This window comes from Pantoea sp. EKM103V (assembly GCF_011800365.1).
GTDB lineage: Bacteria > Pseudomonadota > Gammaproteobacteria > Enterobacterales > Enterobacteriaceae > Pantoea > Pantoea anthophila.
This window is the reverse complement of sequence record NZ_JAALFQ010000001.1, coordinates 195,981-220,821: the sequence shown is the minus strand read 5'-3', so window position 1 is coordinate 220,821 and position 24,841 is coordinate 195,981. Positions and strand designations below refer to the sequence as shown.

Here is a 24,841-nt window from a genome sequence, read left to right as displayed (position 1 = left end):
CGCGGGGTTAATGCTGAGTGCCGTTCTTTTCGGCGTCGTTGATCTGCGTGGTGAGGCTGCTGACCAGCTCTTTCGCCATCTCGATGGTCAGGCCAAAAAACAGCGACTCCTGCGCCGATCGCGCGCGCGGGACCTGAGGATCGAGATAGCTGAACTGCAGCACCAGCGCGGCGTGCCCGCTTAACGGGCCGATGTGCCAGCCGGTGACCGGATAGAACGTAAAACGGTTAAAATCATTCACTATATACCTGACTTGTTAAGCATAACGCTGATTGAGTGTCAGGCCAGCTCAGAAAATAAAACACGGTTCGGTTACTCAGCCTGGCGCAGATCGGCTGAATAGCAAGCGAAGCGAGATTCACCCTGCCCGCCAGGCGTGGCATCCGCAGCCCGGCGGACCCTGCCGTCTGTGGCGGTCAGCTGTCCGCGCGGGGGATAACCGAAATATGTCCGTTGACCTCCAGCACGGCATACTTAATCTGATCAAACCGTTCCAGTCCCGGTCCGGAACGCGCCGCCTCCAGCACATCGTCAGGATCAATCCCGGTCATCTTCATACGTTCGGTCAGCAGGTTGCCGTTTTCCACCAGAATCACCGGACCGCCATCGATCGCCTGCTCCACCACCGGAAAGCGGCTTTTCAGTTTTCCCATTACGATGTCGATCGTCACCAGCGTGATAATCGTCAGCGCCGCGCCCGTCACCGAGAAATCATCGCCCAGCAGCGCCTGCTGCGTGGCTTCGCTGATAATCAGCAGCAAGATCAGATCGAAAGAGGTCATCTGCAACAGCGTGCGTCTGCCCGCAATTTTGAACACCACCATCAGAACCAGGTAGATCGCTGCAGCGCGTAAAACCGTTTCCATAAAGTGCCTCTGTCAGGGATAGATCCATTGAGTAAATCGGGCCGGTGCGTGATCATCGCCCTGAATCGTGACGTGAATCAGGCCCGCATCGCGTGGCTGCAGGCCGAGCCAGATCGCGTGATCCGCCCCGGTGTCACCGCTGGAAAAGGTCAGCCGCAGATCGCTGCCGATCGTCACGGCTTCCAGCGGCTGCGGCTGCAGCGTCTGGATCTGCAGATTATTCAGCGCGCCGCCGCCAATCGTGATCGTGAAGCGATCGCCGGCGGGTGCGTTGTAGCCAATCCGCATATCCATATTGCTTTCGGTCCGGCCGAACCGTTCATATTCAACCTGAAGTGTGCCGTCTGGCGAGCGGCTATGGCCATCGCTCAGCACCCCTTTAGAAAAGAGGCCGCACGCCCCTAGAATCACCAGCAGAATTAACAGATACTCCCCTGCCCGCTGAATCAGCCATTCACGCCGTACCCAGCGAAGATCTTCTTTTATCGGGTAGTCCCGACTCACAACGCGATCTCTCTTCACTCTCATTCCCTCTGGTAAGCGTACCCGCCTCTGCAGCACGCTGCCTGAAGCATAGCGGACGGGCATTATTTCGCGCGTCGCTCAACCCAGAACGACCAGCTGTGGTAGAGCAGCGTGAGCGGCATCGCAATCACCGCTCCCACCAGCACAAAACCCTGCGTGACCGGCGAGGCGGCGCTGTCGCTGAGCGTAAACTGATAGGGCACCAGCCACGGATAGAGGCCACACAATACGCCGCTAAAGAGTGCGCTAATCAGCATAAGCGTCAGAATGAGTTGCAGTAGCGGCCTGGCGCGCCACAAGGCCACCGGCAGGGCGATCCAGAGCAATACTATCGCGCCTGCTGCGATCCTGCCCGGCGGTCGCTGCCAGCTCTGCCGCCAGAGATCGGCATTGAGATAGAGGTCGGCCAGAAAAATAACCAGCGCCAGCAGCCACCACAGCCAGCTCAGTGCCGCCGCCAGCGGCTGTACCCGCTCACCAATGCGCCAGCCAATCCAGCAGCAGGCCATCAGCGAATTGATCGCCATCAGGCCCGCGCCGCTGAGCAGCGGCACCAGGCTCAGTCCATCCGGCAGGCCGGTCTGCGGCTGAGCGCTGATGATCATGCCGGCGCACCAGCCCTGAATAAAGGTCGCCAGCGCGGAGCTGCCCGCCATGAGGCGATCCAGCCAGCGACGCAGGCGGGGAGAACTCTGAGCGCGATACTCCAGTGCCATCGCCCGCACCAGCAGCGCCAGCAGCATGGCAAACAGTGGAACACTCAGCTGACTGAACAGCAGCGCATAGACCGGCGGAAACAGCGCCAGCAGCCCACCCGCCGCCAGCACCAGCCAGGTTTCATTCGCATCCCACACCGGCAGAATGCTGTGCGTCATCAGTTCACGCTGTTCATCATCGTGAAACCAGCAGAAAAGCATCCCCACGCCCAGATCCGTGCCATCCAGCAGCAGGTAGAGCAGCAGAGAGAGACAGATAATCAGCGCAGAGAGTTCGGCCATGTCACTCTCCTAATGGGGCGTTTTCAGCGCAATCACCACCGGTTCTCCCGATGGCATCTCACCTTTAACCCGGCGCACCAGATAGCGTAAGCCGAGGGCGAAGGTCAGCGCATAGATCAGCAGCACCGCCACGAAGATGCCCAGCGTGCTGCTGAGTGACAGCGGCGAGACGCTTTGTGCGGTGCGTAACAGGCCATAGACCGTCCACGGCTGACGCCCGACTTCGGTCACGACCCAGCCTGACAGCAGGGCAATAAAGCCCGCCGGTGAGAGCCATGTCAGCCAGCGCAGAAAACGCCCCGACGTGGTCAGCCCTCCCCGCCAGCGCTGCAGATTCGCCGCCAGCGTGGTCGCCAGGATAATCACCCCCAGCCCCACCATCAGGCGAAAAGCGAAAAAGACCGGGAGCACCGGGGGGATGGCATCCGCGGGAAATTCGCTCAGGCTTTTAATGTGGCCGGAGAGGTTGTGGCGCAGATAGAGCGATCCGAGTGCGGGCAGAGTGACCTCCAGAATGTTGCGCTGCGCCTGCTGGTCCGGCAGCGCAAACAGCCGCAGAGGTTCCCCCTCCCCGGGGGCTGGCTGGTGCCAGCTGCCTTCCATCGCAGCCAGTTTAGCGGGCTGGTAGTCGCGGGTGTTTTCACCGTGCAGATCGCCGAGAACGATCTGCAGTGGCACCGCAAACAGCAGCAACGTCAGCGCGCTGTTGAGCATCAGACGCGAAGCCGCTTCCCCGCTGAAATACCGGAGTCGCCACGCCGCCACGCCCGCGATCATCACCGCCACGGCAATCAGCGACCCGACCACCATATGGCTGAAGCGCCACACAAAGGAGGGAGCCTGCAAAAGCGACCGCCAGCTGTCGGCCAGAAAAACCCCGTTCGGATCGCGCGTAAAGCCGACCGGCGTCTGCATCCATGAGTTAGCAGCCAGAATCCAGAAGGCGCTGAGCAGCGCGCCGAACGCCACCAGACAGGTCACGGCAAAATGCACGCCGGGCCGGATTTTGTTGAAGCCGAACAGCATCACTCCGGTCAGGGCCGATTCGAGAAAAAACGCGACCAGCACCTCATAGAACATTAACGGCCCAATCACGCCGCCGGCCTGCTGTGAAAAGCGCGCCCAGTGCGTGCCGAACTGAAACTCCATGACGACGCCGGAGGCGGCACCTATCGCCACCGTCAGGGAAAAGAGCGTCAGCCAGAAGTGCAGCGCATCCCGTGCAGCCTGCTGCTTTCCCCACAGCCAGCGCGCCTCAAACCACACCAGAAAGGGGGCCAGTCCCAGCGTCAGCGCCGCCAGCGTAATATGCATGCCCATGGTCAGCGCAAACTGCGTCCGGGCAATTGCCAGCACCCAGTCGCTGTCATTCATGGCAGTATCGTCCCGAAGCCTCAGATCCGCCGGAGTGCGTGACGGATGAGGAGAGACACGCCGCCGCAAGCCGTTCTTTCATCTGAATCTCTCCTGATCTTATTGCCTCTCATCAGCGTCAGGCTTATTTCGCCAGACGGTAAGTCGCCTCTCGTTTTGTCAGTTTATCGTAGTGAAGAAATAAAAATTCAGCCAGCATCGACCGGGAAGGAATAACAGCACGTGCAGATCCACATTAATTGCCATCCGGTGAACAGCGATAAAAAAGATATTATCGCCCTATCAGATGCGCTGCGCTTAAATAACGAAAATAAGCATTAAGCGAGGCGGAGAATTAATTCGTCCGCCTCTGGATTGCCCTACAGCCAGCCGGAGCGACGCAGCCTGGCCCACAATCCGCCGCAGGCCAGCAGCGTCAGACCGACTGCCAGCGGATAGCCATAATGCGACTTCAACTCCGGCATATGTTCGAAGTTCATGCCATACATGCTGAACACCACGGTCGGGATCACCAGGATGGCGCCCCACCCCGCCAGCTTTTTTACCACCTCATTCTGCTGCACCGTCACCAGCGCCAGATTGACCTGCATGGCACTGGTGAGCATCTCGCGCATATCTTCCGCATCGGTCACCACATGGCGGGCGTGATCCTGCACGTCCCGGATATAGGCACGCAGCGGGCGCGGGATCAGATCCTCATGCAGGTGAATAAGCTGGTTGCAGATCTCCTCCAGCGGCAGTGCCGCATTGCGCAGCTTCAGCAGCTGCCGCCGCACGGTATAGACCGCCTGTACCGATCGACGGTCAAATTCGCTGGTGAAGAGATCGTTCTCCATCTGCCCGACGCGTTCGTTCAGCGAGGTGGAGAGTTCGGCATAACGGTCGACAATAAAATCGAGCAGGCAGTAGAGCGGATAACCCGGCCCCAGTTTCAGCAGCGCCGGATTTTCAGCCGCCCGTTCGCGCACCGGACTGTAGCTCTCCGAGGCACCGTGACGGATGCTGATCAGGAAATTTTTTCCGACAAAGAAATGGGTTTCGCCCAGTTCACAGCTGTCATCTTTCGCACGCACCGTTTTCACCACGATAAACAGCGACTCGCCATAATGTTCGATCTTGGGCCGCTGATGCGCATTCAGCGCATCTTCAACGGCCAGTTCGTGGAGTCCGAACTCTTCTTTGATCTTTGCCATAAACGCCGCGTCTGGCTGCCACAGGCCGAGCCAGATAAACGCCTCCGGCTCTTTAATCACGTCGCTGATATCCTCAACGTCTATCTCTTCGCCCGCGCATCCCGGACGATACACCCTGCTGCTTACGATCATCTTCTGTGTTCCCGTTGTGACAATAGAAGCAGCTTAGCCAATCCCGCGCCCGTAACCGGATAAAAACCGTAAGGATTTGCTGCAACAGTGTGTCGTCAGCGGGTTACCACTTCAGGCCTAATCCGGTGGAGAAGATCCCTTCGTTCAGGGTATCAGGAATGCCGCTGACCAGATTACGATGGTAGCCAACATGCAGGGTCGACCAGGAGGTCAGGCTGTAGCGCAGGCCAACTTCCGCATCCAGCATGAATACGCCGTCGTCATCCAGCGAATGACCGACATCACCGTTGCTGTAGAGCGTGACCGATTTGCCCAGCAGATAGCGCTGATAGTTCCAGCGCAGCGAGCCGCCAAAGTGGCGCTCCTCCCGGTCATCGCTGTAACCATACTCAAAGGCACCACCCAGCAGGGAGAGCGAGAAGCTGCTGAGTTCGGTGTCCCACAGCTGATAGCCGGGACCGGTGCCAATCAGTGCCTGGCGCGACAGATTCTCCACCCAGTCGCGCTTATAGGTGGCGCGTGCCTGCCAGAAGAACTGCTCCCGGAACAGATAGTCAACGGCGTAGCGCAGGCTGTAGTTGTCAGTGTTGACACTCGCGTTTTCCTGCTCGCGATTGTAGGTTGCGCCAATATCATGCCGCCATTTTCCCTGGTTCAGCTTGGTGTTGAGCGCAAAACTGTAGTCGTCCGTTTTGGTAGAGGCCTTTTTGACCTTCATACCGGCGTCGATGTTGCCGGTCCAGGCGAGCTGATCGCTGCGGACTTTGGCTTTCATAAACTCATCGATGCGCCTGACGGAGACCTGCTGCTCCTGCTCGTCGCGTTCCACCCAGACGTAGCCGGGATCCGAGGAGGAGAGCCGCACCTGATAATGTTCACCGGTTTTTTTGTTTTCAACATTCACCGGATTGTCGCTGGCGAGGGTGCTGACCGCATTCCAGTCCAGCGTGACCGTGCCGGCGTAATGCGTCTCTATCGCCAGCTTGCCATCGCTCAAGTAACGGATGGTGCCGGTGAGCCGGTCGCCATTATTCAGCCAGACGGTATCGGCGACGGCCTGCTGAGCCCATCCGGCGCAGCAGCTGATAACCAGCAGTGTGGTAAACGAGGTGGCACAGCGCATAGCTTTCCCTGAAAAGGCGTCGTCCTGCATGGACGACGCGTCACCGCAAATTTTGACCTGACAATTAAGCCGATTCCGTGACGATATGCAATGTGCCGCCCCGGTTATGACAGGTCGTGCAGATCTTTACTGAGGGGAGGCCCCAGCCTGAAGTCGGAAAAACGGATCGCCAGCCCCTGCCGCTCCGGCGAGCAGCCCATCACGCCGACAAAACGCCGCGCCTGACCGGGCCAGGGACAGAGCCGCAAAAGTGGCCAGGTCAGGCCGTCGGTGGAGTACTGGATTCGCAATGCCGCCTTTTCCAGCGTGGCGCGCATCCAGAACTGACGCGCATCACCGGGGAAAACACCGGTAGACCAGTCAGAAAACTCGCGCGTGACCACGCTGCCGATAGCAGGCTGGTCATCGTTAAACTCAATGCCTGCTTTAACCCAGTGCGTTTCACTGTCCTGAATAAACAGACCGGCCTGGTCATAAAGCTGGCTGAAGTCCGCCCTCACCTGCACCTGAACGGTAAAGTCGTGTTCCACCCAGAAGCCAAATGCATGGCCGCTGTGCCGTTCGAAGCCGTACCAGGTGCGCTGCCAGAAATCACTGTTTAACGCGGTTTCAAACTGCAATGTTTCACCATCCAGACTGTGCACCGGCGGCTGATTAATCCAGACGCCGCCTTCGGCCGTTATTGAACTGACTGCTCTCATGGTCACTCCTTTCAGTAAGGTAAAACGTCTGCAGGCTGGCCTGCAGCGAGGTCATCGGTCTGATCACCATCGCCATCAGGGCCAGTCAGCTTAACTATTTCATTTTGTTAATCGCCTGGCTAAAACGGCATTTAACAGCCAGACTTGTTTTGTCTGACGGCAACTGAACTCATTAAATATAAGGATTAAGCCACCATGGTAGATAAATCAGAAATTTTAGATCACGCCCAGGTTGTTGATGTTAACGGTGAACATGTCGGTATCGTCGATCATTTCGAAGGTGACGACAAAATTAAGCTGGCGAAAAGCGATCCGGAAGCGGGCGGCAAACACCACATTATTCCTTTCAGCTGGGTGAAAGAGGTTGACGATAACAAAGTCATCCTTTCTAAAGCCAAAGCTGACGTTGAAAGCGAGTGGCAGTCTGCATAATATCGTCGCCGTGGCTCCCGCCACGGCGTATTTATTTCACGTACCTGTTTCTGCGCCCTGCCCCGCCCGTTCTCTCTATCCCTTTAAATTTATTACTGCATAAACTTTTCGCCTGTAATAAAACCTGCGTCCTTTACGAAGACAGGCTGATATTTTCCATTCGCGTTGTTGCATAGCAGCCGAATAGTCCTTCGATGAGTGGATAGCGCCCGGCATCGGGCAGTTCAAAATGCCACCATTCAGTTGCAATGCCGGTAAAGCCACCTCCCAGCATGATGGCATTGAGCAGCAGCCGGTTGCGCTGCGCCTGCACGGCTACCGCAGGATGATAAGGATGAGAGTGCTCGCTCATCTCATCAAAGCCGGTGCCCATATCCATTATCTCGCCGCGCTCGTCGATCAGCGTCACATCCACCGCCGTGCCCCGGCTGTGATTAGAGCCGAGTGCCAGGGGAACAACATAGTCCGGATTCGGGCACGCCTGCCAGAGGATCGCCTGCGCTTCAGGAGGCCGGTATGCGTCGAGAATGAGCAGCGTATAGCCTGCGACCTCTGCAATATCGATACTTTTCGCCAGCGCTTTTGCCGCATCTGCGTGCAGCAGACAGCGCGCGTCGCGGTAGATTGGCTGCCCGGTGAGGTTGTCGGCGGTGGCGTATTTCAGATCGATGGCTAACTGAGGAAAGGCGTCAGCGATGTCTGTCAGATGGTTATTTTCCATGGTGGTGAGTTCCCTGTTTATGCGCTGTGTCAGGCTGGCCATGAACGGTGATGATGAGGGGTATCATGGCACTGCGGCAGGGGGAAGGAAAGTGTGTGATGAGGCTTGCTGTGGCAGCGTGATTACTCAATGTGGTGGCTGGCATATTTAAGGCTTCGCAATAGCTTCAGGATTCACCCACTCAATAGTGTCGACTCCGGTGTATGATGGGGTTGCATACTGCTGCATTGATGTTCATCATTTCACAAAGGGTGTCTCGCAATGAAAATAGGGATATTTATGGCAATCCTTTTCGCTTCCTGGGTTCTTATACCCGAAGGATTCATCACATCACTGATTGCAGGCCAGACTAATGGTGATGGTGAAAGTGCTATGGATAGCTTCGGATTCACAGTGATTCTTCTAAAGGCGCTTTTTTCTGTGCTGCTTGCCTTCACTGGCATCTGGTTATATCACAAAGCTAAACGACGCAGTCTGTAAAAAGCGCGTCATTGGCAGCCATCAGAAATCCCGCTGAGCCTCAGGCGTAACCATAAAAAATATACTGAGTGTAAGGAGCAGCGGCATTTTTGAGAGGGACTGAAGGCGAATAACACAGATTCACAATATGAATGCCCGCCCAGAGCAGATATTACAGACCTCATAAGAAAGAAGAGATAAGAAAAATGTGAAATGGAAAGAATTCATTTTTCCAGAGAGGCATCGCAAGATTATATTTAAGTTTCAGCGCGTTTACCGGGCAGAAGTTGTATATTTAAACAGGGAATAACAGAACGGGAAGCGCGAAAAGAGAGATTTTTGCGCGGCTGAAGCGGGCGGCAACCCGCAGCAGCCGCTGACCATAAGCAACTAAGAAGGAGTTGATCATGGCTGACACGCATCATAAGTCAGAGACACGCACATCCACAACCGCCGCCAGCGAATCGCGGGCGCATTATTACAGAGTGGGATACCGACCCAATAAAGGTCAGCCGAACCCGCTGCCACAGCTCACCATCAAGGGACGCTGGCTGGAAGCGCTGGGCTTTACCACCGGGCAAAAGATCGAGGTAATCACCGGGCCGGGACGGTTAATCATCCAGCTGGCGACTGAAGGGTAACTGGCTGACACATAATGTAAAATCCCGGCAACAAGGCCATGATTTATGTACATCACTCAGGATTTGAAGGCGAGGACGGTTTCTCTTTCGACATGAGACATTGTCCTACGCCAATAATCACCCCACATCCAATTGATATTTCAGCTGCTCTGACTAAGTCATTTCGATAAAAATCAAAATCACCTGATAAAAAATAGGATGCCAGAGATATAAATATTCGACCACCTACAAGAATAATGAAAAGGCCCACTACCCATGAAGAAATCAATAATAATAAGAGTTTAATTTTCTTATTTTGCATCACTCTTTTCTCCAGTTGCTGCTGAACTTTTTCAGCCAGGTTCTGTTCGGAACTTTCAGGATATTCAGAACCAGCAGATTCAGCTACTGCTCCTTTAATTTAGGTATAGAAAGTCTGGTAAGCCTGCCCGCTGATGTCCCCAGCCGTTGGCTTTTTACCCGGATTCGCCCCGCCTCTGCCGTCTTCAGCTGCCCCGGCGTGACATCCTTCACCCGTTCGTTCGCGGCCTTCGTCGCGGCTATCTGCTCCTCTTTCCGTGGGATGTCCGCCGCCCGGTTACTGATTTTACCTATCAGCTGCGTCTCACGCAGCCGGTTCTACTCACGCTCCTTGTCAAATAGCGGCGACAGCGTCTGGTTCGCGTGCTCTGCGGCTCAGCTCGCCCCCATTCACCCGCCACCTTCGTCACCGAGCTGTCGCTGCTCATAACCGCCCCATCCAGTTGCGAGTGAAAGACTTCCGCTTTCATGCCCTAAGACACACCTAAGCGAACTGCTTAATCCAGTCTGGCGTTCCGCTGTCCGCGCTGCAGGAAATAGGCGGATGGGAAAGCATCGAAATAGTGCGTCGATATGCTCATCTGGCACCTAACCATCTGACTTAACATGCGCGCAAAGTTGACTCACTTTTGGAGGAAAACAACACAAATATGACACAAGGAGAAAATCAGGTAGGGTGGAATATGGCGTAAGCCACTGAAATCGATGCAGGATTATAACTTTCGAGCCAGTTATCTGTTGCATATGTGATTTTTTCATTTAAATTTGTGATCTGCCTCCAAATATGACTCTTTAGAAAATGACTACTCTCACGGCTAAAGTTCATCACTGCATGATCGTGTGGGCGTCGATGACTCTGAACAATGTTGAGAAGATTCTTAACTTACTTTACAAACAGAAAATGTATAATACTCAAACATTTGAATAAAAGGGATTGATTTTTAAATGAAAGGAATCGACAAAAAACTGATCATCTTCACTACAAAAAAAAGCTTCAATGACAGAAATGCCGATGACATGCAAAGTGGCGATATGGATGTTGATTTACTAAAAAAGCATTATCATCTCGGGCAAGTATCAACTTTCATCGATTGGGCTACTTTTGGTCCCTCCTATCAGCATCCTGCTACTCACTCTATACAGCCGGTTAATAGAGAAAAAGCTATTGCGATATTATATGATGAGCTACGATCTCAGTCCTATGCTTTTTCTTTCCGAGGACCATACCAAGGCTTGATTATAAATCTTTTCAATCACATGGAACGTAGTAATGGAAATGATTTTCAACATCCTTTTATGAACAATGCCTACAGAAATCTCATATTGAGTGACAACTCTATCGATAGCACATTATCCATAATTAAAAGCACTATCGAGCAATTTGATTTTAATAAGTCACAATTGACGAAAGAGCATTTTTCAAATGTGTTGTCTAAAAGTCGCCTACCTAAATACACAAGATGGAAAGATTTCGTCAATGGAATGGGCATTACTGTTCACGATATAAACAGCACAGAAATCTCTATAGAAAGCCTGACCTTTCAGGGCAATAAATATAGTGCGACTGTCAAATACAGAGCACAAGATCATTTTGGCTTAGATAAAGAAGATATCTTAAAAGTTAAATTTAACTCTATTGCTTTCTTTAGAATATGGTTCGTTCTACAGAGAGCAAAGCATTTTTCTCAGAAGCCATTTTTCACAAATTTCGAGGCTACTATAACATTGACAGGAGAAAACAATGTTTAAATACAAAAGGATTAGCGTAGTTGTGATTTTTTTAATAACAGCATACTGCGTATGGATTGCTACAAAGCCAGCCAAAATAGTCAGAGTTAATAATGGTGCAGTTTTTGTCGAACATCTACCAATGACTACTGAAGGAAAACTAAACTGGTGGTTGAAAAATAAAGATTCACTTCAGAAAAAATATCATATTATCAGCACTCCCGATAATTACACAGTTATCGTCATGAACTTCGGCGGTTATGAACAATTACCAAAAGGAACCAGAGATGGTTCAATTGATGACTATACCTGCTTTGATGATAGTAATGGCGAGAATAAGAAATGTGTTTATAACAGCATAGCAATTATTGTTAGAGGAAGCCTTAATAGTAAAAGCTATATTAATATAGATGAGCATACATACACCTTAACGCCAGATGGTAAATTAAAAGCTGAAGAGAAATAATAAAGATAAAACAGGCATAATTTTCCTCTTTTTAAGCTTTTATCGTCACAGGATTAAACTTAGTTTTCATCAACCTTTTCATGCGTTGAAACAGACAGTTTCCCTGCACTCATTGAAAGAGCCAGATACAAGAACAGGCCGCAATGTCGGCAACAACTTTCCGGGAGACGGACCTGAATATATTGGCCGTAGGATGCTGCATCTTACGGGCAGAGAAAATTATGACCGCTACGGCAAAATTCTACATAAGGATTTGGTCAATCATCCAGATTCCGTTGCCGTTTATCCGGACATTGCAGTCAGAACAGCGTGCGGGTTCTGGGTCTCACGGTTCGTTAATCCACGTGCGGATAAAGACGATTTGAAAGCCGTTACACTGCTTGTTAATGGTGGCCTGAATGGCTTTACTCAAAGGCATCTGGCGTTGGATCGTATTAAAAAGGAAATGGGGATTGCTCAATGAAAAACATTAAAGCTGCTGTCATTCTATCGGGATAACGGTGACAGAATCTCTATTGATAAAAAAGTTACCCCGCTGGCAAAGATTAAGAATCCGCAAGGCGGCACCCAAAAATTAGACGCTCTTGAAATTTGGGGATATATCTATAAAGGTAAATACCGTATGCGCTTTATGTATTATTCGGACGTGGATTGTACGCTGATGGGTGAAGAAATACTGGAGTATGCGAACCTGTAAGATTCACATCACCCCAGAATATCGGTCTGAAAGCGGCAGGGATTGAAGACTTCCATTTGCATGACCTGAGGCACACCTGGGCGAACTGGTTAATCCAGTCTGGCGTTCCGCTGTGAGCACTTCAGGAAATGGGAGGCTGGGAGAGTATCGAAATGGTACAACGATATGCTCATCTTGCACCTAACCACTTAACGGAGCATGCACAGCAAATTGATGCGATTTTTGGCAGTCGTGTCCCACATCTGTCCCATGTGGAAAATCAGGTAGTCGGAGGAGGGGGGTAAGTCATTGAATTTATTTGGCACGCCCTACAGGATTCGAACCTGTGACCTACGGCTTAGAAGGCCGGTGCTCTATCCAGCTGAGCTAAGGGCGCATGGAGATGGCACGGATTATACGTCGGGAAGCGGGTACGTCAACGTTTTTGCCATTTCCCGACAGCGAAGTGCTGATGTAATAACCAATCGGCGTCAGTGACGCTTGCGCCATTCGCTGAGTGACACAAGTTTACTGGTGCCGGTGAATTCTCCTTCCAGCTCAATCCCTTGTGATGTGAAACGCGCATTGTATTGCTCACGAAGTGCGTGCAGCTCCTGGCTATCTGGCTCCAGCTGTCGCAGAAAGCCCAGCGCGAGCAGCAGCTGCTGGCGGCTGATAAGCGGTGGAAAACCGGCATGCCTGAGAATCGCATGCCAGCGCTGGCTGTTCTCTTCGCTGCCGTCAACAATCAACACCTGCCAGATCAGCAGCACCGCTGCACCATTATGCAGATGCGTTTCATTGTCGCTGCTGAGATAGTCGGTAAACTCTTTCGCCGCCTCTTTGCCCATCATAGAGATCATCGATTCCACCTGTACCGGTGGCAGACGCAGCCGTTTGCTGAGCCGCTGGGCGGCGTGGCGTGAGCCAGCGGTGAGCAGCTGAAATCCAGCGACAAATACCACCGCCAGCGTAGCAATCATTATCCAAATCATGACATCGTCCCCGGGTTATCCTGCCGATATCATACGCATGCAGGCTGGCTCTCGTCGCGACGAAAAAGCCGGAAGGCGCATGCACGGCTGAAACTGTGACTGACAGCAGCCCGCGCTTCTGACAAAATAGCCCCCTTCCCCGATTCAACACAACACAGTGGATTTCCTCTCTGATGGCAGCAAAAATTATTGACGGTAAAACGATTGCGCAGCAGGTGCGCGTTGAGGTTGCGGAAAAAGTGAAGCAGCGCCTGGCGGCCGGAAAACGCGCCCCGGGCCTGGCTGTCGTGTTGGTGGGTGAAAACCCAGCCTCACAAATCTATGTGGCCAGCAAACGCCGTGCCTGTGAAGAGGTCGGATTCCACTCGCGCTCTTACGATCTGCCCGCCACCACCCGCGAAGATGAGCTGCTGGCGCTGATCGACACGCTCAATCAGGATGACGACATCGATGGCATCCTGGTTCAGCTGCCGCTGCCAGCGGGCATCGATAACGTGAAGGTACTGGAGCGCATCACCCCTGATAAAGATGTCGATGGATTCCACCCTTACAACGTGGGTCGCCTGTGTCAGCGCGCGCCCACGCTGCGTCCCTGCACGCCGCGCGGTATCATCACGCTGCTGGAGCGCTACAACATCGACACCTACGGCCTGAATGCCGTGGTGGTCGGCGCGTCCAATATCGTCGGTCGTCCGATGAGCATGGAACTGCTGCTGGCGGGTTGCACCACAACCGTCACCCACCGTTTTACTAAAGATCTGCGTCACCACATTGAACACGCCGATCTTCTGGTGGTCGCGGTGGGCAAACCCAACTTTATTCCAGGTGACTGGATTAAACCCGGCGCGATTGTCATCGACGTGGGGATTAACCGTCTTGAGAGCGGCAAAGTGGTGGGCGACGTTGATTTTGAGAGCGCATCAGCACGCGCCTCCTACATCACGCCAGTGCCGGGCGGTGTGGGACCGATGACCGTCGCAACACTGATACAAAACACGCTGCAGGCGTGTGAAGAGTTTCACGATAAAGAGGTAGATTAAATGGCAACGTTTTCACTGGGAAAATTCCCGCATGTCGATCTGTGTGACCTGCTGAAGCTGGAAGGCTGGGTTCAGAGCGGCGCACAGGCGAAAGTCGTGATTGCCGACGGTGAAGTCAGGGTCGATGGGGCGGTGGAAACCCGTAAGCGCTGCAAAATCGTGTCCGGTCAGACCGTTGAGTTCGCGGGTTACCGCATTACTGTGGTCGCGTAACCTTCAGGCGTCCCTGCGGGGACGCTGTTACCGCATCGTCTCTCCCCTTCCCGCTGTTCCCATGCAATATGATTCACTGCCGTATGCGGCGCAATCAGCCTCAGGTTACGGACTGAACGGAAGCCGCGGATCTCGATCTGTTCAATCGTCATAATAAAAAAGGGCGATTGCTCGCCCTCTCCGGTTTATTTTCGACGCCAGCTGGAACCCTGAGGCCCGTCTTCGACAATCACGCCCAGCGCGTTCAGTTTGTCGCGGGCGATATCCGCTTCCGCCCAGGCTTTAGCCGCGCGCGCATCGGCTCGGGCTTTCACCCAATGCTCAATCTCGGCAACCTCTTCATCATTCACCTGCGCGCCGCTCTGCAGGAACAGCTCCGGATCCTGCTGCAGAATGCCCAGCACTTTGGCCAGCTCACGCAGCTTCGACGCCAGCCCATGCGCTGAGGCGCCCTCTTCGCTTTTCAGGCGGTTCACCTCACGCGCCATATCAAACAGCACCGAGTAGGCTTCCGGGGTATTGAAGTCATCATCCATTGCGCTGCGGAACCGCGCTTCAAACGCTTCACCGCCGCTGGCTGGCACGCTGCTGTCGGTGTGGCGCAGCGCCGTATAGAGACGCTCCAGCGCCGCACGCGCCTGATTGAGGTTATCTTCGCCGTAGTTGAGCTGGCTGCGATAGTGACCGGACATCAGGAAGTAACGCACCGTCTCCGCGTCATAGTGCTGCAGCACATCACGTACGGTGAAGAAGTTGCCGAGTGACTTAGACATCTTCTCACGGTCAACCATCACCATGCCGGAGTGCATCCAGTAGTTAACGTACGGACCGTCATGGGCACAGCCCGACTGGGCGATTTCATTTTCATGGTGCGGGAACATCAAATCGGAGCCGCCGCCGTGAATATCGAAATGGCTGCCCAGCTGTTTGCAGTTCATGGCCGAGCACTCGATGTGCCAGCCAGGACGACCGTTGCCCCACGGTGATGACCAGGCCGGTTCATCCGCTTTAGACATCTTCCACAGCACGAAATCCATCGGGTTACGCTTCACGTCAGCGACTTCAACCCGTGCGCCTGCCTGCAGCTGTTCCAGATCCTGGCGCGACAGTGCGCCGTAGTCAGGATCGCTCAGCACATCAAACATCACGTCGCCGTTATCCGCCACATAGGCGTGACCACGGGCGATCAGCGTCTCCACCAGCGCAATGATTTCCGGGATGTGGCGGGTCGCACGCGGCTCCTGATCCGGCGGCAGAATCCCCAGCGCGGCGAAGTCATTGTGCATCTCGCCAATCATGCGGTTGGTCAGGGTTTCGATGCTCTCGCCGTTTTCGTTGGCGCGTTTGATGATTTTGTCATCAATATCCGTAATGTTGCGCACATAATTAAGCTGATAACCCAGATAGCGCAGGTAGCGCGCCACCACGTCAAACGCCACGAACGTCCGCCCATGACCAATGTGACAGAGGTCATACACCGTGATGCCGCAAACATACATGCCGATTTTCCCGGCATGAATGGGTTTGAATTCCTCTTTCTGTCGACTCAGGGTGTTATAAATCTTAAGCATTGAACGGTTCCGTTTTCGCGTGTGGTTGACACTTTTAAGTATCCAGACATTGTGCCGTATTTTTATCGCTCGCGCGACGCAAAGCAAGCCAACTGCGCCGTGCTGCTGACGCGTCATTGGAAATTATGATATAAGAACGGTCGACAAAAAGGGGGACGCCATCCGACAGAGCGACCCCGGCTACTGATCACAACCTTTACAGGACGACAAAAATGGTAACTTTCCAGACGAACCATGGCGATATCGTAATCAAAACCTTCGATGATAAAGCGCCAGCAACCGTACAGAACTTCCTGGATTACTGCCGTGAAGGTTTTTACGACAACACCATTTTTCACCGCGTAATCAACGGCTTTATGATTCAGGGCGGCGGCTTTGAGCCGGGCATGAAACAGAAAGCGACCAAAGACGAAATCAAAAACGAAGCGAACAACGGCCTGAAAAACACTAAAGGTACGCTGGCTATGGCTCGCACCTCTGCGCCGCACTCAGCGACGGCACAGTTTTTCATCAACGTGGCTGACAACGACTTCCTGAACTTCCGTGACGAAAGCGTTCAGGGCTGGGGCTACTGCGTATTCGCTGAAGTGGTTGAAGGCATGGATGTGGTCGAGAAGATCAAAGCGGTCTCTACCGGTCGCAGCGGCATGCATCAGGATGTTCCGAAAGATGACGTCGTTATCCAGAAAGTGACCGTCAGCGAGTAATGTCGCGCACGCTGTTTATCGCAGATCTCCATCTGTGTCAGGAAGAACCGGCGATTACCGCCGGTTTTCTGCATTTTTTACAGCGCGAAGCGCCCCACTGCGACGCGCTCTATATTCTCGGCGATCTGTTTGAGGCCTGGATTGGCGACGACGATCCCAATCCTCTGCATCAGCAGGTGGCCAGCGCCCTTCGCGCCCTGCCGGTTCCGGTTTACTTTATTCACGGCAATCGCGACTTTCTGGTGGGCCGACGTTTCGCGCGTGCCAGCGGGATGACGCTGCTGCCCGAAGAACAGGTGCTGACGCTGTATGGCCATCGACTGCTGATCATGCACGGCGATACGCTCTGTACCGATGACGCCGGTTATCTGCGCTTTCGCGCCAAAGTGCACAATCCGTGGATTCAGCGGCTGTTTCTGGCCCTGCCGTTGTGGGTCCGCAAACGCATTGCTGCCCGGATGCGCGCCGACAGTAAACAGGCTAATCAGCACAAATCACAGAGCATCATGGATGTGAATCAGGATGCGGTGGTCGCGACGATGCAGCGCCATCAGGTGCCGCTGCTGATCCACGGGCACACCCATCGTCCGGCGATCCATACGCTGACCCTGCAGAGTGAGACGGCGCAACGCGCGGTACTCGGCGCCTGGCACAGCCGCGGCTCCATGATCCAGCTCGACGCTGCTGGCATTCAGCTTATCGATTTCGACTTTTAACCGGCGGGTAAATCCCCGACATCAGCCCGACGCAACCGTTTTCCTTGCGCCCTTCTCATGCTATTCTCTGTGCCCTTCAAAACCTGTCCGCCCGGCCAGGTCTGTTTGTTCATTCACAGGAGTTGACCGCATGTCATCCAACGCCCCGGCCCGCATCGCCATTGTCATGGGTTCCAGAAGTGACTGGGCCACCATGCAGTTCGCCGCTGAGATCCTTACCAGCCTGGACGTCCCATTTCATGTCGAAGTGGTCTCTGCGCACCGCACCCCGGATAAACTGTTCAGCTTCGCCGAATCGGCAGCCGAAAACGGTTTTCAGGTGATCATTGCCGGCGCAGGTGGCGCGGCACATCTGCCGGGTATGCTGGCGGCGAAAACCCTGGTGCCGGTACTGGGTGTACCGGTGCAGAGCGCGGCACTGAGCGGCGTGGATAGCCTCTACTCGATTGTTCAGATGCCGCGCGGTATTCCGGTCGGTACGCTGGCAATTGGCAAAGCGGGCGCAGCCAATGCCGCCCTGCTGGCAGCGCAGATTCTGGCCCTGCATGACGGCGCACTGGCGTCACGTCTCGATCACTGGCGGCAGAGCCAGACTGATGAGGTGCTGAACCATCCCGATCCGCGGGTGGATGCATGAAGCCGGTCTGCGTTCTGGGCAACGGCCAGTTAGGCCGTATGCTGCGTCAGGCCGGTGAACCGCTGGGCATTGCGGTCTATCCGGTGGGTCTGGACGCCGATCCTGCCGCGCTTCCTATCGCCGACAGCGTGATCACCGCCGAAATCGAGCGCTGGCCGGAAACGGCGCTGACGCGGGAACTGGCCCGTCATCCCGCCTTTGTGAATCGCGATATTTTTCCACGTCTGGCCGACCGCCTGACGCAGAAACAGCTGCTGGATGAGCTGGGGCTCGCCACCGCGCCGTGGCAGTTGCTGGCGGATAAAAGCGAATGGCCGGCGGTGTTTAACTCGCTGGGCGAACTGGCCATTGTAAAACGCCGCACCGGGGGTTACGACGGGCGCGGTCAGTGGCGTCTGCGCGCCGGTGAGACGCACACCCTGCCGGAGGAGTGCTACGGTGATTGCATCGTTGAGCAGGGCATTAACTTTTCCGGTGAAGTCTCCCTGGTAGGCGCACGCGGCCACGATGGCAACGTTGTGTTCTATCCGCTGACGCATAACCTGCATCAGGACGGCATACTGCGCACCAGCGTGGCGCTGCCGCAGGCAGATCAGGCGCAGCAACAGCAGGCCGAGGCGATGCTGAGTGCGATCATGCAGGCGCTGAATTACGTGGGCGTGATGGCGATGGAGTGTTTTGTTACGCCTGCCGGACTGCTGATCAACGAGCTGGCCCCGCGTGTGCATAACAGCGGCCACTGGACGCAGAACGGCGCGTCAGTCAGCCAGTTTGAGCTGCATCTGCGTGCCATTCTTGGCCTGCCCCTGCCGCAGCCGGTGGTGTTTGCCCCGTCGGTGATGGTCAATCTGATCGGCACTGCGGTGAACCTCAGCTGGCTGCAGCAGCCGCTGGTGCATCTGCACTGGTATGACAAAGAGGTACGTCCGGGCCGTAAGGTGGGTCATCTCAATCTGACCGACAGCGATGCAGAACGGCTTAAGGCCGCGCTGGATGCGCTGGTACCGCAGTTACCGGAAGAGTACGCCAGCGGCATCGCCTGGGCCGTTGAAAAACTGTAGTTCCCCGTTACCCGCTCGCGGGTACGGTCCGGATGAAGCTTAAAGGCGGCCTGGTGCCGCCTTTAAGCCATTATCCCTTACGCCGCATCAAACTTCCTGAACAGCGCCTTTCCTTTCAGTAACCGGATCCCCAGCCAGCCGCCGCACAGCGATAACAGCAGGGCACCGCACAACGGCAACGCCAGCCACAGTGTCCAGTCCGGCTGCCAGGGGAAGTCGAAAATCTTACGCTGCAATCCCCACAGCGCCGCCTCCGCGCCTATGGCCGCCGCCACACCTGAAACTACCCCCAGCAGTGCAAACTCACACCACAGCGTGGTGCGCAGCAGTCGCCTGCCGGCACCCAGCGTGCGATAGACCACCAGCTCCTGACGCCGCTGGCGCATGCCGACCTGAATCTGCGCCAGCAACAGCAGGATGCCGCAGGCGGTAACCAGCACCACCATAATCTCCAGCGCCTGACTGACCTGCGTCAGCACCTGACCGACCTGCCGCATAATGGTGCCAATATCCAGCAGGCTTAGCGTCGGAAAGGCCCGGTTAAGCGCGGCCAGCAGGGCGGGATCGGACGCCATGCGGAAGCTGGTGAGCCAGGTCTGAGGCTGGCTGTCGAGCGCCCCAGGTGGAAAGATAAAGAAGAAGTTTGGCTTCAGGCTCTCCCAGTCCACTTTGCGCAGACTGCTGATGCGGGCGCTGAAGGTCTGCGTATCGCCTTCAAATGTCAGGGTATCACCCAGCTTCAGGCCCAGCCTGTCCGCCAGTTCCACTTCCATCGATACTTCACCCGCGCCAGGCGGCCAGCTGCCGGCCACCAGCGGATTGTGATCCGGGCGCTCCGCCAGGGCCGTCAGGTTAAGTTCACGGTTGAGAGCGTTATCCCGTTCGGGGTCGGCAGGTTTGCCATTGAGTCCGGTGAGCCGCACCCGTGCAATCGGATAAAAGGTTTCGGGCCTGATCTGGTGCGACTGCAGGAAATCGCGCACCTGCGGCACCTGATCGGCCGTCATATTCAGCAGGAAGAAGTTCGGGCTGTCCGCCGGTAGCTGCTGCTGCCAGCGATCCAGCAGATCGCCGCGCATCACCAGCAGCAGCGCCAGCAGCATAAACGAGAACGAAAAAGCCGCGAGCTGGCTCAGCGTCATGCCGGGCTGGCGCAACAACCGGTTGATAGCCAGCCGTAACGCCAGATTGCGCACCACCAGCCGGCGCAGCAGCAGCAGGGTTCCCCAGCCGAGCAGGGCCAGCAGTGCCGCCAGCACCACCACGCCTGCCAGCAGCGCCCAGAGCATTTTACTGCCGCCGACCAGCAGAGCGAGCAGCGCAACGACCACGCCGCCCATCAGCGGAATATAGATTTTCAGCGGCCAGAGGCTGGCGACCGCATCACGCCGCAGAACGCGGAGTGGCTGCGTCGCCAGCAGCAGCCGGTAGGGGCGCAGGCCGACCAGCAGCGAAATCACAAACAGCGATCCCACAGCCCAGAGCCACGGCCAGAGGCTGGCGGCGGGTAAGCTGGCGGGCAGGACCGGTTTCAGCATCGCCATCAGCATCGCTTCCACGCCCTGCCCCACCAGGCCACCGGCTATCGCTGCCAGCAGCAGCACAGCCAGCCACTGACCGATAATCAGGCGCTGCAATGCGCCCTGCGTAGCGCCCAGGGTTTTCAGCACCGCCACCAGATCGTAGCGGCTGCGGCAGTAGTGACTCATGGCGACCGCCACGGCGGCTATCGCCAGCATCAGCGTCAGCAGCGCCGAGAGCAGCAGAAACTGCTGCGCCCGCTGCATGGATCGCCCCAGCGCATCTTCGGAATTGTCGACGCTGATCCAGCGCTGGTCCGTTTTCAGCTGTGGTTCAATCCAGCGATCATAGCGGGCCAGCGCTTCAGGATTACCCAGAAACTTATAGCGCCAGGTCAGGCGACTGCCGGGCTGAATTGCACCGGTTTTTGCAGCATCCGTCAGGTTAATCAGCAGACGCGGCGCCATTTCAAAGGGGTTGAAGCCACCATCCGGCTCCTGGATCAGCTCCCCCGTTATCCGCAGCCGGGTGTCCCCCACGTCCAGCATATCGCCCACTTTCAGATTCAGCAGCGCCATCAGACGCGGCGCGGCCAGGGCGGTGCCCGCCTGCGGTTTCAGCCCTGGCGGGGCTGTCTGCAGCGTGCCAGCCATCGGATAGCGATCGTCTACCGCTTTCACGGCGGCGAGCTGAGGCGACTCACCGGCAAAGGTCATCGTCATAAAGGTCAGCTGACGGCTGACCGTCAGACCGCTCTGCTGCGCTTTCTCCAGCCAGGCTTCCGGTGCCGCATCTGTGCTGCGCAGCGTGCGGTCACCCGCCATAAAATCACGGCTCTGCTGATTCAGCCCCTTTTCCATCCGATCGCTGATCGATCCCAGTGCCAGCACGCAGGCCACCGCCAGCGTCAGGGCCAGCCAGACAATCAGCAGCGAGGGCGACCGCCACTCGCGCCAGAACCAGCGCCAGATCATTGCTCCTCCCACAATTTACCGTCACGTAGCCGGAGACGGCGGTCGCAGCGCGCCGCCAGTTGCTCATCATGAGTCACCAGAATCAGGGTGGTAGCAAAGTCACGGTTAAGGGAAAAGAGCAGATCGGCGATGCGATCGCCGGTTTTGCGGTCGAGATTGCCGGTCGGCTCATCGGCAAACAGCAGACCCGGCCGCCCACTGAAGGCGCGTGCCAGCGCGACCCGTTGCTGTTCGCCGCCGGAAAGCTGAGCCGGCAGATGATGCAGACGTTCCCCCAGCCCCAGCAGCGTCAGAAGTTCACGTGCCTGTTCACGGCTCTGACGGTCACTGTCGCCACGCAGCAGCGAGGGCAGCTGCACGTTCTCCAGCGCGTTGAGGGTTGGCACCAGCATAAACGACTGAAAAACAAAGCCGACCTGCCGGGCGCGCAGGGCCGCTCGCTGCTCTTCGTTCATGCGGTGCAGCGGCTGCCCCAGCAGATGGACTTCGCCGCTGCTGCCATCATCCAGCCCGGCCAGAATGCCCAGCAGCGTTGACTTACCGGAACCTGACTCGCCTATCAGCGCAATGGTCTCGGCTGGTTTGACAACCAGCTCAACTCCGGTAAGGATGGTTAACTGATGCTCTCCCTGACCGACGGACTTAGTAAGATGATGAACTTCAACAATGTTTTCCGCTGGCATTATCCCTTCCTGTTATTGGTTCTTCTGCTGGTGTCGCGGTTTGCGGCTGCCGATACCCTGATGGTGCTGGGCGACAGCCTGAGTGCGGGCTATCGCATGTCCGCCACGGCCGCCTGGCCCAGCCTGCTTAACAAGCAGTGGCAGCAGCAGCCTGAAGTCATCAACGCCAGTATCAGCGGTGATACCTCCGCTCAGGGGCTGGCGCGTCTGCCCGCGCTATTAAAACAGCATCAGCCGCAATGGGTGTTAATCGAATTGGGCGGTAACGATGGCCTGCGTGGTTTCCCGCCCGCGACCATTACGCAGACGCTGAGTAAAGTGATCGAAGATGTCAAAGCCGCCAATGCGAAACCGCTGCTGATGCAGATTCGCCTGCCGGCCAACTATGGTCGCCGCTACACCGAGGCGTTCAGCGGCATCTACCCGGGATTAGCGCAGCAACACAATATTCCGCTGGTGCCCTTCTTCATGGAGCAGGTCTATCTAAAACCTGAATGGATGCAGCAGGACGGCATCCACCCCAATCCCGATGCCCAGCCTTTTATCGCCCGGTTCATGGCGAAAGAGCTGGCCCCTTTAGTTAAGCAGCCGTAGCGCGACCGGATACGCGAAAAGGGTAAAGAAATGCAAAAAACCATCCTGATTACAGGTTGTTCCAGTGGCATCGGCCTGGTCGCCGCACAGGATCTGCTGGCGCGTGGCTATCGGGTGATCGCCGCCTGTCGCAAAGCAGACGATGTCGCGCGCATGAATTCGCTGGGCTTTACCGGACTCCAGCTGGATCTTGACGATCCGCAGAGCGTGGATCAGGCCGCAGACACGGTCATTGCACTCTGCGATAACCGTCTGTACGCGCTGTTTAACAACGCCGGCTTTGGCCTCTATGGCCCGCTTCGCACGCTGACCCGCCAGCAGCTGGAACAGCAGTTTTCCAGTAACTTTTTCGGTGTCCATCAGCTGACGCTGCGGCTGTTACCCGCGCTGCAGGCCAGCGGCGACGGACGCATTGTTAACACCAGTTCGGTGCTGGGACTGATCTCGACCCCCGGCCGCGGGGCGTATGCCGCCAGTAAATATGCACTGGAAGCCTGGAGCGATGCGCTGCGGCTGGAAGTACGCAGCAGCGGCATCCGGGTCAGCCTGATTGAGCCCGGCCCGATCCAGACCCGCTTTACCGACAACGTGACGCAGGGCGAACAGCACAATCCGGTGCGCAATCCCGGCATCGCGGCCCGCTTTACCCTGCCACCGGAAGCCATTCTGCCGAAACTTCGTCACGCACTCGAGAGTCAGCATCCCCGTTTACGCTATCCGGTGACCCTGGTCGCACACGTGATGAGCCTGCTGAAACGGTTGCTGCCGGGCTGGATGCTGGATCGCATTTTGCGCAGCCATTAATCAGCCGCAGACATTAGCGCTTGAAGCCGGGTCCGTTGGCCCCATATTCTTAGAACACTTTTTGCAAAGAGACTTCTCCATGTCACCACATGCTTCGATCATCGACATCAACGAATCTAACCTGCAGCAGACCCTTGAGCAGTCGATGCAGCTGCCGGTGCTGTTCTACTTCTGGTCTGAGCGCAGCCAGCACTGCCTGGAACTGACGCCGCTGCTGGAGCGACTGGCGCAGGAGTATGCGGGTCAGTTTATTCTCGCCCGACTGGATTGCGACAGAGAGCAGCGCGTGGCGGCGCAGTTTGGTCTGCGCTCTATCCCGACCGTCTACCTGTTCCAGGATGGTCAGCCGGTCGACGGCTTCCAGGGTCCGCAGCCGGAAGAGGCTATCCGCGCCCTGCTGGAAAAAGTCCTGCCGCGCGAAGAAGAGCTGAAAGCCCAGCAGGCGATGGCGCTGATGCAGGAAGGGAAACCGCTGGAAGCGCTGCCGCTGCTGAAAGAGGCGTGGCAGTTAAGCAAACAGTCCAGCGAAATCGGCTTCCTGCTGGCGGACGTACTGATTACGCTGAACCGCAGCGATGAAGCGGAAGCGGTGCTGAAAGTGGTGCCGTTGCAGGATCAGGATACCCGTTATCAGAGCCTGATGGCGCAGATCGATCTGCTGAAACAGGCGGCGGACACGCCGGAGATCCAGCAGCTGCAATCCCAGCTGGAAGCGGAGCCGGCTAACGCCGGGCTGGCTGCTAAACTTGCGTTACAGCTGCATCAGGTGGGCCGGAATGAAGAGGCGCTGGAACTGCTGTTCAGCTTCCTGAAATCCGATCTGAATGCGGCAGATGGCCAGGCGCGTAAAATGCTGCAGGAGATTCTGGCTGCGCTGGGCACCGGCGATGCACTTGCCGCGCGCTACCGTCGTCAGCTCTACTCCCTGCTTTACTGACCGGCAGACCCCGGGCCGAAGCGACTCGGCCCGTTATTCTGACAATGCGGAGG

Annotated in this window: 29 protein-coding genes, 1 tRNA gene and 2 pseudogenes; 17 read left to right on the top strand and 15 right to left on the bottom strand. The window is 56.0% G+C overall.

Going from position 1 to position 24,841, the window contains the following annotated elements; all coding sequences use genetic code 11:
- Positions 1-7 precede the first annotated feature (7 nt).
- The 8 genes from HFD97_RS01135 to HFD97_RS01100 form a co-directional block, all read right to left on the bottom strand.
- On the bottom strand, positions 8-241 hold the full coding sequence (locus HFD97_RS01135) for a hypothetical protein (RefSeq protein ID WP_150029393.1): 234 nt from the start codon (positions 239-241) through the stop codon (positions 8-10).
- A 175-nt stretch (positions 242-416) separates the two neighbouring features.
- On the bottom strand, positions 417-866 hold the full coding sequence (locus HFD97_RS01130; protein ID WP_167431140.1) for a DUF421 domain-containing protein: 450 nt from the start codon (positions 864-866) through the stop codon (positions 417-419).
- A 12-nt stretch (positions 867-878) separates the two neighbouring features.
- Entirely contained in the window at positions 879-1,394 is a 516-nt protein-coding gene (locus tag HFD97_RS01125) for a hypothetical protein (RefSeq protein ID WP_167431141.1), read from the bottom strand.
- Positions 1,395-1,453: 59 nt separating this feature from the next.
- Entirely contained in the window at positions 1,454-2,389 is a 936-nt protein-coding gene (locus HFD97_RS01120) for a cytochrome d ubiquinol oxidase subunit II (RefSeq protein ID WP_167431142.1), read from the bottom strand.
- 9 nt (positions 2,390-2,398) lie between these two features.
- Entirely contained in the window at positions 2,399-3,763 is a 1,365-nt protein-coding gene (locus tag HFD97_RS01115; protein ID WP_167431143.1) for a cytochrome ubiquinol oxidase subunit I, read from the bottom strand.
- A gap of 359 nt (positions 3,764-4,122) precedes the next feature.
- Positions 4,123-5,088, bottom strand: coding sequence for a magnesium and cobalt transport protein CorA (locus HFD97_RS01110; RefSeq protein WP_009091558.1), 966 nt, complete (start codon positions 5,086-5,088; stop codon positions 4,123-4,125).
- A 103-nt stretch (positions 5,089-5,191) separates the two neighbouring features.
- Positions 5,192-6,211: a DUF481 domain-containing protein gene (locus HFD97_RS01105; RefSeq protein ID WP_167431144.1), complete on the bottom strand. Its 1,020-nt coding sequence runs from the start codon at positions 6,209-6,211 to the stop codon at positions 5,192-5,194.
- 104 nt (positions 6,212-6,315) lie between these two features.
- The gene (locus HFD97_RS01100) at positions 6,316-6,912 is read right to left on the bottom strand and encodes a DUF1349 domain-containing protein (RefSeq protein ID WP_167431145.1); all 597 of its coding nucleotides are present in this window, start codon (positions 6,910-6,912) and stop codon (positions 6,316-6,318) included.
- A 195-nt stretch (positions 6,913-7,107) separates the two neighbouring features.
- On the opposite strand from HFD97_RS01100, the gene HFD97_RS01095 reads away from it, so the two are divergent.
- Entirely contained in the window at positions 7,108-7,344 is a 237-nt protein-coding gene (locus tag HFD97_RS01095; RefSeq protein ID WP_003854080.1) for a DUF2171 domain-containing protein, read from the top strand.
- 133 nt (positions 7,345-7,477) lie between these two features.
- Here HFD97_RS01095 and ddpX read toward each other — a convergent pair whose 3' ends face one another.
- Positions 7,478-8,065, bottom strand: coding sequence for a D-alanyl-D-alanine dipeptidase (gene ddpX / locus HFD97_RS01090; protein WP_167431146.1), 588 nt, complete (start codon positions 8,063-8,065; stop codon positions 7,478-7,480).
- A gap of 261 nt (positions 8,066-8,326) precedes the next feature.
- Here ddpX and HFD97_RS01085 point away from each other — a divergent pair, with 261 nt between their 5' ends.
- The gene (locus HFD97_RS01085; protein ID WP_167431147.1) at positions 8,327-8,545 is read left to right on the top strand and encodes a hypothetical protein; all 219 of its coding nucleotides are present in this window, start codon (positions 8,327-8,329) and stop codon (positions 8,543-8,545) included.
- A 386-nt stretch (positions 8,546-8,931) separates the two neighbouring features.
- On the top strand, positions 8,932-9,165 hold the full coding sequence (locus tag HFD97_RS01080) for a SymE family type I addiction module toxin (RefSeq protein WP_058956340.1): 234 nt from the start codon (positions 8,932-8,934) through the stop codon (positions 9,163-9,165).
- Positions 9,166-9,217: 52 nt separating this feature from the next.
- On the opposite strand, the gene HFD97_RS01075 is transcribed toward HFD97_RS01080, so the two are convergent.
- Positions 9,218-9,466, bottom strand: a complete 249-nt coding sequence (locus HFD97_RS01075) for a hypothetical protein (protein WP_140028199.1) — start codon at positions 9,464-9,466, stop codon at positions 9,218-9,220.
- Between the two features lie 448 nt (positions 9,467-9,914).
- Between HFD97_RS01075 and HFD97_RS22450 the strand changes: the two are divergent.
- The 5 genes and pseudogenes from HFD97_RS22450 to HFD97_RS01050 all read left to right on the top strand — a co-directional run.
- A pseudogene (locus HFD97_RS22450) lies at positions 9,915-10,157 on the top strand (tyrosine-type recombinase/integrase); the annotation flags it as partial.
- Positions 10,158-10,410: 253 nt separating this feature from the next.
- Complete coding sequence (locus HFD97_RS01065; protein WP_167431148.1) at positions 10,411-11,214, top strand: DUF3289 family protein; 804 nt, start codon at positions 10,411-10,413, stop codon at positions 11,212-11,214.
- Positions 11,207-11,659 carry a DUF943 family protein gene (locus HFD97_RS01060; RefSeq protein WP_058956341.1) on the top strand — a complete coding sequence of 151 codons (453 nt, stop codon included), beginning with the start codon at positions 11,207-11,209 and terminating at the stop codon, positions 11,657-11,659. Before HFD97_RS01065 ends, HFD97_RS01060 begins: the two co-directional genes overlap by 8 nt.
- A 112-nt stretch (positions 11,660-11,771) precedes the next feature.
- Positions 11,772-12,122: a glycoside hydrolase family 19 protein gene (locus tag HFD97_RS01055; RefSeq protein ID WP_244319727.1), complete on the top strand. Its 351-nt coding sequence runs from the start codon at positions 11,772-11,774 to the stop codon at positions 12,120-12,122.
- 257 nt (positions 12,123-12,379) lie between these two features.
- Positions 12,380-12,640, top strand: a pseudogene (locus tag HFD97_RS01050) (tyrosine-type recombinase/integrase); the annotation flags it as partial.
- A 15-nt stretch (positions 12,641-12,655) separates the two neighbouring features.
- Here the strand turns inward: HFD97_RS01050 and HFD97_RS01045 are convergent.
- Both HFD97_RS01045 and HFD97_RS01040 read right to left on the bottom strand, forming a co-directional pair.
- A tRNA-Arg gene (locus HFD97_RS01045) sits at positions 12,656-12,732 on the bottom strand.
- A 94-nt stretch (positions 12,733-12,826) separates the two neighbouring features.
- The gene (locus HFD97_RS01040) at positions 12,827-13,330 is read right to left on the bottom strand and encodes a DUF1198 family protein (protein ID WP_167431149.1); all 504 of its coding nucleotides are present in this window, start codon (positions 13,328-13,330) and stop codon (positions 12,827-12,829) included.
- Positions 13,331-13,503: 173 nt separating this feature from the next.
- Between HFD97_RS01040 and folD the strand changes: the two genes are divergently transcribed.
- Both folD and ybcJ read left to right on the top strand, forming a co-directional pair.
- Complete coding sequence (folD, locus tag HFD97_RS01035) at positions 13,504-14,370, top strand: bifunctional methylenetetrahydrofolate dehydrogenase/methenyltetrahydrofolate cyclohydrolase FolD (RefSeq protein WP_009091578.1); 867 nt, start codon at positions 13,504-13,506, stop codon at positions 14,368-14,370.
- Positions 14,371-14,583: a ribosome-associated protein YbcJ gene (gene ybcJ / locus HFD97_RS01030; RefSeq protein WP_167431150.1), complete on the top strand. Its 213-nt coding sequence runs from the start codon at positions 14,371-14,373 to the stop codon at positions 14,581-14,583. It begins immediately after the preceding gene.
- 185 nt (positions 14,584-14,768) lie between these two features.
- Here the strand turns inward: ybcJ and cysS are convergent, their stop codons facing one another.
- The gene (cysS, locus tag HFD97_RS01025) at positions 14,769-16,154 is read right to left on the bottom strand and encodes a cysteine--tRNA ligase (RefSeq protein WP_046101382.1); all 1,386 of its coding nucleotides are present in this window, start codon (positions 16,152-16,154) and stop codon (positions 14,769-14,771) included.
- 212 nt (positions 16,155-16,366) lie between these two features.
- Between cysS and ppiB the strand changes: the two genes are divergently transcribed.
- The 4 genes from ppiB to purK all read left to right on the top strand — a co-directional run bounded on the left by ppiB (position 16,367) and on the right by purK (position 19,275).
- Positions 16,367-16,861, top strand: coding sequence for a peptidylprolyl isomerase B (ppiB, locus tag HFD97_RS01020; RefSeq protein WP_009091583.1), 495 nt, complete (start codon positions 16,367-16,369; stop codon positions 16,859-16,861).
- A complete protein-coding gene (gene lpxH / locus HFD97_RS01015) occupies positions 16,861-17,577 on the top strand; it encodes a UDP-2,3-diacylglucosamine diphosphatase (protein ID WP_009091586.1) in 717 nt (238 codons plus the stop codon). The genes ppiB and lpxH overlap by 1 nt, the downstream gene beginning before the upstream one ends.
- 130 nt (positions 17,578-17,707) lie before the next feature.
- On the top strand, positions 17,708-18,214 hold the full coding sequence (gene purE, locus HFD97_RS01010; RefSeq protein ID WP_009091589.1) for a 5-(carboxyamino)imidazole ribonucleotide mutase: 507 nt from the start codon (positions 17,708-17,710) through the stop codon (positions 18,212-18,214).
- A complete protein-coding gene (purK, locus tag HFD97_RS01005; RefSeq protein WP_058956345.1) occupies positions 18,211-19,275 on the top strand; it encodes a 5-(carboxyamino)imidazole ribonucleotide synthase in 1,065 nt (354 codons plus the stop codon). The genes purE and purK overlap by 4 nt, the downstream gene beginning before the upstream one ends.
- 77 nt (positions 19,276-19,352) lie before the next feature.
- Here the strand turns inward: purK and ybbP are convergent, their stop codons facing one another.
- Together ybbP and ybbA are read right to left on the bottom strand one after the other, a co-directional pair.
- Entirely contained in the window at positions 19,353-21,770 is a 2,418-nt protein-coding gene (gene ybbP, locus HFD97_RS01000) for a putative ABC transporter permease subunit YbbP (protein WP_167431151.1), read from the bottom strand.
- Positions 21,767-22,453, bottom strand: coding sequence for a putative ABC transporter ATP-binding protein YbbA (gene ybbA / locus HFD97_RS00995; RefSeq protein ID WP_154927999.1), 687 nt, complete (start codon positions 22,451-22,453; stop codon positions 21,767-21,769). The genes ybbP and ybbA overlap by 4 nt, the downstream gene beginning before the upstream one ends.
- Here ybbA and tesA point away from each other — a divergent pair.
- From tesA to HFD97_RS00980, 3 genes are all read left to right on the top strand, one after another.
- Positions 22,421-23,047, top strand: coding sequence for a multifunctional acyl-CoA thioesterase I/protease I/lysophospholipase L1 (gene tesA, locus HFD97_RS00990; protein WP_140028190.1), 627 nt, complete (start codon positions 22,421-22,423; stop codon positions 23,045-23,047). The genes ybbA and tesA overlap by 33 nt on opposite strands.
- A gap of 30 nt (positions 23,048-23,077) precedes the next feature.
- On the top strand, positions 23,078-23,851 hold the full coding sequence (locus HFD97_RS00985; protein WP_009091599.1) for an SDR family oxidoreductase: 774 nt from the start codon (positions 23,078-23,080) through the stop codon (positions 23,849-23,851).
- 79 nt (positions 23,852-23,930) lie between these two features.
- A complete protein-coding gene (locus tag HFD97_RS00980; RefSeq protein WP_058956350.1) occupies positions 23,931-24,788 on the top strand; it encodes a co-chaperone YbbN in 858 nt (285 codons plus the stop codon).
- The last annotated feature ends 53 nt before the right edge of the window (positions 24,789-24,841 follow it).